Annotated in this window: 6 protein-coding genes; 2 read left to right on the top strand and 4 right to left on the bottom strand. The window is 67.4% G+C overall.

The annotated features are described in order from the left end of the window. Positions 1–17 precede the first annotated feature (17 nt). Positions 18–317: a DUF4193 domain-containing protein gene (locus QZV72_RS11345; protein ID WP_297008557.1), complete on the bottom strand. Its 300-nt coding sequence runs from the start codon at positions 315–317 to the stop codon at positions 18–20. 173 nt (positions 318–490) lie between these two features. Continuing rightward, positions 491–1,450, bottom strand: a complete 960-nt coding sequence (locus tag QZV72_RS11340) for an inositol monophosphatase family protein (protein WP_297008551.1) — start codon at positions 1,448–1,450, stop codon at positions 491–493. A gap of 77 nt (positions 1,451–1,527) precedes the next feature. Here QZV72_RS11340 and ppgK point away from each other — a divergent pair, with 77 nt between their 5' ends. Continuing rightward, positions 1,528–2,307, top strand: coding sequence for a polyphosphate--glucose phosphotransferase (ppgK, locus tag QZV72_RS11335; RefSeq protein ID WP_297008549.1), 780 nt, complete (start codon positions 1,528–1,530; stop codon positions 2,305–2,307). Between the two features lie 234 nt (positions 2,308–2,541). Then, complete coding sequence (locus QZV72_RS11330; RefSeq protein WP_297008547.1) at positions 2,542–4,200, top strand: RNA polymerase sigma factor; 1,659 nt, start codon at positions 2,542–2,544, stop codon at positions 4,198–4,200. Positions 4,201–4,294: 94 nt separating this feature from the next. Here QZV72_RS11330 and QZV72_RS11325 read toward each other — a convergent pair whose 3' ends face one another. Both QZV72_RS11325 and QZV72_RS11320 read right to left on the bottom strand, forming a co-directional pair. Then, the gene (locus tag QZV72_RS11325; RefSeq protein ID WP_297008545.1) at positions 4,295–4,657 is read right to left on the bottom strand and encodes a hypothetical protein; all 363 of its coding nucleotides are present in this window, start codon (positions 4,655–4,657) and stop codon (positions 4,295–4,297) included. Positions 4,658–4,685: 28 nt separating this feature from the next. Beyond that, positions 4,686–6,425: a DEAD/DEAH box helicase gene (locus tag QZV72_RS11320; RefSeq protein ID WP_297008555.1), complete on the bottom strand. Its 1,740-nt coding sequence runs from the start codon at positions 6,423–6,425 to the stop codon at positions 4,686–4,688. Between the last annotated feature and the right edge of the window lie 6 nt (positions 6,426–6,431).

The following is a 6,431-nucleotide window of genomic DNA, read 5'->3' as shown; positions in this document are numbered from 1 at the left end:
TGTGTCAGGCGGGTGTGTCAGGCACAGTCGACGCAGATGTACTCGCCGTTGCCAGCATCCTCGGCGATGCGGTTGCGGTGCTGGACCAGGAAACACACCGAGCAGGTGAACTCGTCGGTCTGACGGGGGATCACCTCGCCACTGAGCTCCTCGCCGGACAGGTCCGCCATCGGGATGTCCAGCGGCTCGACGACTTCACCGTCGTCGGTGTCGTCAATATCCGGTTCCGCCTTCTCCGCTGCCTTGAGTCCCTCCAGGGAGTCGGTCTCGATCTCGTCCTCCGGACGGGTGCGTGGAGCGTCGTAGTCGGTCGCCATGGTGCTGCCTCCTGAATCCCCGAAAAGGGCATCGTTCATGTGCTGGTGTCGTGGAGCGACTCCCGGGTGGACGTGCCGGTCAGAACGCACTCTCCGGGGGTTGTCCCGCGCATACTAAAACAGGCGCGGCCCATTGTCACTTCACCACCCGTCCACCCCCGTCGTCCTCCCCCTCAGCCGTCGGCCGGCATCCGCACCGCAACAATCTGACCGGCCAGTTCACGGGCGACCGAGGGTGCCGCCGCCACTACCCCCACCCCGTCATCGTAACCGGCGGTGAGGACCGGCATGTGCACCTGCGCACCTGCCCGCGCCGCGATCAGCGCACCGGCGGCGTGGTCCCACGGGCCGAGCCCGTGCTCGTAGTAACCGTCCAGTACCCCGGACGCCACCGCACACAGGTCGAGCGCCGCCGATCCGAGTCGTCGGATGTCACGGATCCGGGGCAGAAGGTCGGTGAGAAGGCCGGCCTGTCGTTCCCGACGTCGGGAGGAATAGGAGAACCCGGTCCCCACCAGCGCCTTCGAAAGGTCGGCGGGGCCCACCAACGGACCGAGGACACGGCACCTGCCACCGGCGGCGTCACGGACCCGGGCGGGGCCTCCGGTACAGGCGGAGAACACCCGGTCCCGGGCGATGTCCGCCACCGCCCCTGCGACCGGCGCCCCGTTGACGGTCGCGGCGATACTCACCGCGCTCGCCGGAATTCCGTAGATGAAGTTCACGGTCCCGTCGATCGGGTCGACGATCCATGTCACGGCGTCCGGCTGCAGTGATCCGCCGTCCTCCTCGCCCAGGATCGCGTCCCGGGGTGCGTGGTCGGCGAGGAAGCTGCGGATCAGGTCCTCACTCGACCGGTCGACGGCGGTGACCGGGTCGACGTCCGAGCTCTTCGTCGCGGCGACCGGTACCCGTCCGTCCGGTCCGACGATGCTGCGCCGGGTGTCACGGACATGACCGGCTGCTGCGGTGGCGATCCGTACGGCCGTACGCCGCAGGTCCTCCGGAGAACGCCCACCGAGGACGGACGCCGTCTCCGGGGCGGTCACCGCCGTCGACCGGAGGGTGAGCAGGACATGGTGCGCACCGGGGGCACCGTGGGGGGAATTTGCGACGGCAGACACGCACCCCATGATGCCAGCCCCACGCCCGGCGGGTCGTGGCGGCATCGACGCATGAGCCGGCGGGATCTCCGGTAGCATCGCTGACCATGGCGACAGTGACGACAGGCACGACCGGGTTCGGTATCGACATCGGCGGCAGCGGCATCAAGGGGGCCCGGGTCGACATGGACACCGGCGAGTTCATCGGTGACCGGATCAAGATCCTCACGCCGCAGCCCGCCACCCCGACAGCCGTCGCCGACGTCGTCGGCGAGCTGCTCGACGAGGCTGAATGGGACGGCCCGGTCGGCATCACCGTTCCCGCGGTGGTCCAGAACCAGACGGCGCAGACCGCCGCCAACATCGACCGTTCCTGGATCGGAACCGACTGCGCAGACCTGTTCTCCCGGCATCTGTCGGTCACCGGACAGCCCAGGGAAGTCGCGGTGCTCAATGACGCGGACGCCGCCGGCCTCGCCGAAGCCGCCTACGGGGATCCCCGCGCCTGTGAGGGGTCGGTGCTGCTGCTGACCTTCGGCACGGGAATCGGCTCTGCCCTGCTGAGCAACGGCACCCTTTACCCGAACACGGAACTCGGCCACCTCCTGTTCCCCGCGATGGACGCCGAGCGGTGGGCGTCCTCCGCGGTCAGGGAGCGCGAGGACCTCAGCTACCGTGAGTGGGCTCGTCGGGTAGACCGCGTCCTGGAGGAGTACCGTCGCATCCTCAACCCGCAGCGGATCATCATCGGTGGCGGTGTCTCCCGCAAGTTCGACAAGTGGGGGCCCCACCTCACCGTCGCCGCGGAAGTCTTCCCCGCAGTGCTGCGTAACCGGGCAGGGATCGTCGGCGCCGCCGGTGCGGTACGCGACGGTGTCCGCCCCTGACCGTGCCCTGCCCCCGAGACTGCGCCGGTGCCGGTACAGTGCGGGTACGGTGCCGGTGTTCCCCACCGACACCGCCCCCGAAGTGGTCCCCCCGTTGCGTTTTCGCACGCTGGGTTACAATAGGGGGTCGATTGCGGTTTCAGCAGCACTCCGGATTCTGTGGCCTGTTCCCACGGGCCCACCAAGTGCAACCACGTCATTTTTCTGCCCCCGTCCCCGTAAGAAAGGTCTTCCGTGGCGGTCAACACCTCCCCCACCCCCGGCTCCGACAGCGATTCCTCACCGGTACGCAAGGTAGCCAAGAAGACGGCAGCCCGGAAGACTGCCCGGACCGGCACCCGCAAGGCCGCCACCCCGGTCACCGTCGATACCGCCCCGGTAGCGACCTCGACGGACACCACTGCTGAGGCAGCCGTCGGGGCTGCCGCCGCGGCCGGGCCCGCCAGGCCCGCCAGGAAAACCGCCGCCAAAAAGACCGCGGCAAAGAAAACCGCGGCAAAGAAGACCACCCGTAAGACGGCGGCGAAGAAGACCGCGGCAAAGAAAACCGCGGCGCGCAGGACCGCCGCGAACAAGACGGTCTCCGATGCCACGGAGGCTGAGCAGACCCGCCGGGGCGCCAAGAAGAGGGACGCCGAAGGATCCGGTGACGCGGAGGACGAAGACGCCGACGACCCGGACCACCCCGGTGATTTCGGTGAGATGGACGATGATTTCGACGACATCGAGGATGTCGATGACGATCTCGGTGACGGTGCACCGGAGAACAACACCGACGACGATCACGCTGACGGCGCCAACGGGTCCGTCGGTACCGCTGACGCGAACGCCGATGATGACGCTGACGATGCTGACGCCGGTACAACCACCAGCGGTGCGGCGGCTGCGAAAGCCGCCACCGACGGCAGTTTCGTCTGGGACGAGGATGAGTCTGCGGCCCTGCGTCAGGCGCGTAAGGACGCCGAGCTCACCGCCTCAGCGGACTCGGTCCGTGCCTACCTCAAGCAGATCGGCAAGGTCGCCCTCCTCAATGCAGAGCAGGAGGTGTCGCTGGCCAAACGCATCGAGGCAGGCCTGTACGCCACCTACAAGATGGAGCAGATCAAGGAGAGCGGAGAGAAGGTCTCGCCCATGCAGAAGCGCGATCTCCGCGAGATCGACCGCGACGGGCGCAAGGCGAAGAACCACCTGTTGGAAGCGAACCTGCGCCTGGTGGTCTCCCTGGCCAAGCGGTACACCGGCCGCGGCATGGCCTTCCTCGATCTGATCCAGGAGGGCAACCTCGGCCTGATCCGCGCTGTCGAGAAATTCGACTACACCAAGGGCTACAAGTTCTCCACCTACGCCACCTGGTGGATCCGGCAGGCCATCACCCGTGCGATGGCGGACCAGGCGCGCACCATCCGTATCCCGGTGCACATGGTCGAGGTCATCAACAAGCTCGGTCGTATCCAGCGCGAACTGCTGCAGGACCTGGGCCGCGAGCCCACACCGGAGGAGCTCGCCAAGGAGATGGACATCACCGAGGACAAGGTTCTCGAGATCCAGCAGTACGCCCGCGAGCCCATCTCCCTGGACCAGACCATCGGTGACGAGGGCGACAGTCAGCTGGGTGACTTCATCGAGGATTCCGAGGCTGTCGTCGCCGTCGACGCGGTCAGCTTCACCCTGCTCCAGGATCAGCTGCAGGATGTCCTCCACACTCTCTCCGAGCGTGAGGCAGGTGTGGTGAAGCTGCGGTTCGGTCTCACCGACGGGATGCCCCGCACCCTCGACGAGATCGGCCAGGTCTACGGTGTGACCCGTGAACGTATCCGCCAGATCGAGTCGAAGACCATGTCGAAGCTGCGGCATCCCTCGCGCTCCCAGGTGTTGCGGGACTACCTGGACTAGTAGCTCTCCCACCCCCGGTCAGATGAGTCGACCCCCCGGCCACGGTGGCCGGGGGGTCGTCGCTTGTCCCTTGGTCGGTCAGAGACGGTGGTCGTCAGTCACCGTTGCGCAGACAGTCGTTGGCCTCGTCGACGGTGGTGGCCCCGCACTTCTGTATCTTGTCGTCGGCGGCAGCGGTGACCAGGCTTGCAGCGGCGAGGGCGACCACGGCGACGACCACGGCGATGCCCGGGTAGGTCCAGCTGATCCCAGGTACCCGCACCGCCCTGACCATCGCCACCAGACCGACGACGAGCACCACGACGGCGATGACGATACCGAGGACCGGCATGAGTGCCGCAGGCAGCGCCATCACCCCGAGCAGTAGTGCCGCGAGTCCGAGCCGGCTCTGCCGTTGAGGGGACGGGGAGGGGTTCTCCGGACGCTGCTGAGCCCGCTGAGATCGCTGCTGTGCCATGGTGACCAGCGTAGCCGAGGGCCCTGCGTCACCACTCCCGGAGGTAGGCGATCCGGTCACGCAGCTGCTGCGCCGAGCACAGTGCGGTCGGTGGTCCACCGCAGTTGCGTCTGACATCATTGTGGATCGCCCCGTGGGGGCGTCCGGTCCGCGCGGCCTTCGCGGCGACGAGGGTGTTGAGCTTCTTACGCAGGGCGGGGAGCTCCTCGCTGGCGACACGGTCGCGGTGGTTGTCCGCCCCGTCGATGCCGGAGGGGTCCCCACCACGCCGTCGCTCCTCCCGCTCCTTCTCCTTGCGTGCGACCTCCTCGCGGGCCCTGGCATCGAGTTGCTCCGACTGCCGGGCCCGCAGCAGCGTCTTCATCTGGTCGGCGTCGAGCAGGCCGGGCAGGCCGAGGTAGTCCTGTTCCTCGGCGGAGCCGGCCATCGTCGCGGTGCCGTAACTCGAACCGTCGAAGATCAGACTGTCGAGCTCCGCCTCCGCCCCGATGGACTCGTAGCCCTTCTGTTCGTCGGGCTCGGTTTCCTCCCGGTTGGCCTGGACGAGCAGTTCGTCGTCCCAGCCCTCGTTCGGACGATGGGGCTGACCGAGCACATGGTTGCGCTGACGCTCCATGTTGGATGCCAGGTCGAGCAGCACCGGTACGCTCGGCAGGAAGACGCTGGCGGATTCTCCTCTACGTCGGGACCGGACGAAGCGTCCGACAGCCTGTGCGAAGAACAGCGGGGTCGATGCGGACGTGGCGTAGACCCCGACGGCCAACCGGGGCACGTCAACTCCTTCGGAGACCATACGGACCGCGACCATCCAGAGGTCGGTGCCGTCGGAGAATTCCCTGATCCGTTCACTGGACCCCGCCTCGTCCGAGAGAACGACCGTCACCTTCGTACCGCTGATGCGCTCCAGGATCTTCGCGTAGGCACGCGCGGTGGTCGTGTCGGTGGCGATGACCAGGCCCCCGGCGTCCGGTATGGACCGCCGCAGCTGGAGCAGGCGGGTGTGTGCCCCGGCGAGAACCGCCGGGATCCACTCCCCCTTCGGGTCCAGGGCCGTCTTCCACGCCCGGGCGGTCTGCTCGGCGTTGAGTGGTTCTCCGAGTCGCGCCTCGTACTCCTCGCCCGCCGAGTCCCGCCACCGTGCATTGCCGGAGTACGCGAGGAAGACGACGGGGCGCACCACCCCGTCGGACAGTGCCTCGGAGTATCCGTAGGTGTAGTCGGCCTGGGAGACCAGGGCTCCGTCTATCTCCTTGTACAGGACGAACGGGATGGGTGAGTCATCGGAGCGGAACGGGGTACCGGTCAGGGCCAGCCGTCGTTCTGCCTGGTCGTAGGCGAAACGGACGCCCTCTCCCCAGCTCTTCGCGTCACCTGCGTGGTGGATCTCGTCGAGGATCACCAGCGTCTTGCGGGCGGTCGCGACCTGGTAGTGCTTGGTGGGCTTCATACCGACCTGCGCATAGGTCACCACCACACCGTCATGTGACGGGTTGACGGCCGAGGAGTTCGTGAATGCATCGTCCAGTGAGATGCCGAGGCGGACCGCCGACGACGCCCACTGACTCTTGAGGTGCTCGGTAGGCACGACGATGACGATGCGTTCGACCACGTGCTGGTCCAGCAGGACACGCGCGACGGTCAACGCGAAGGTCGTCTTGCCCGCACCGGGGGTGGCCACCGCGAGATAGTCACGCGGGGATGTCTCGAGGTACTTCTTCAGGGCCTCCCGCTGCCAGAGGCGGAGCCCGGCGGGGAGGACAGCCGACATGCCGGA

The sequence above is a fragment of the uncultured Corynebacterium sp. genome (assembly GCF_902782855.1).
Classification (GTDB): Bacteria; Actinomycetota; Actinomycetes; order Mycobacteriales; family Mycobacteriaceae; genus Corynebacterium.
Note: the sequence above shows the minus strand (reverse complement) of the source record. Positions and strands in the feature narration are given on the sequence as shown.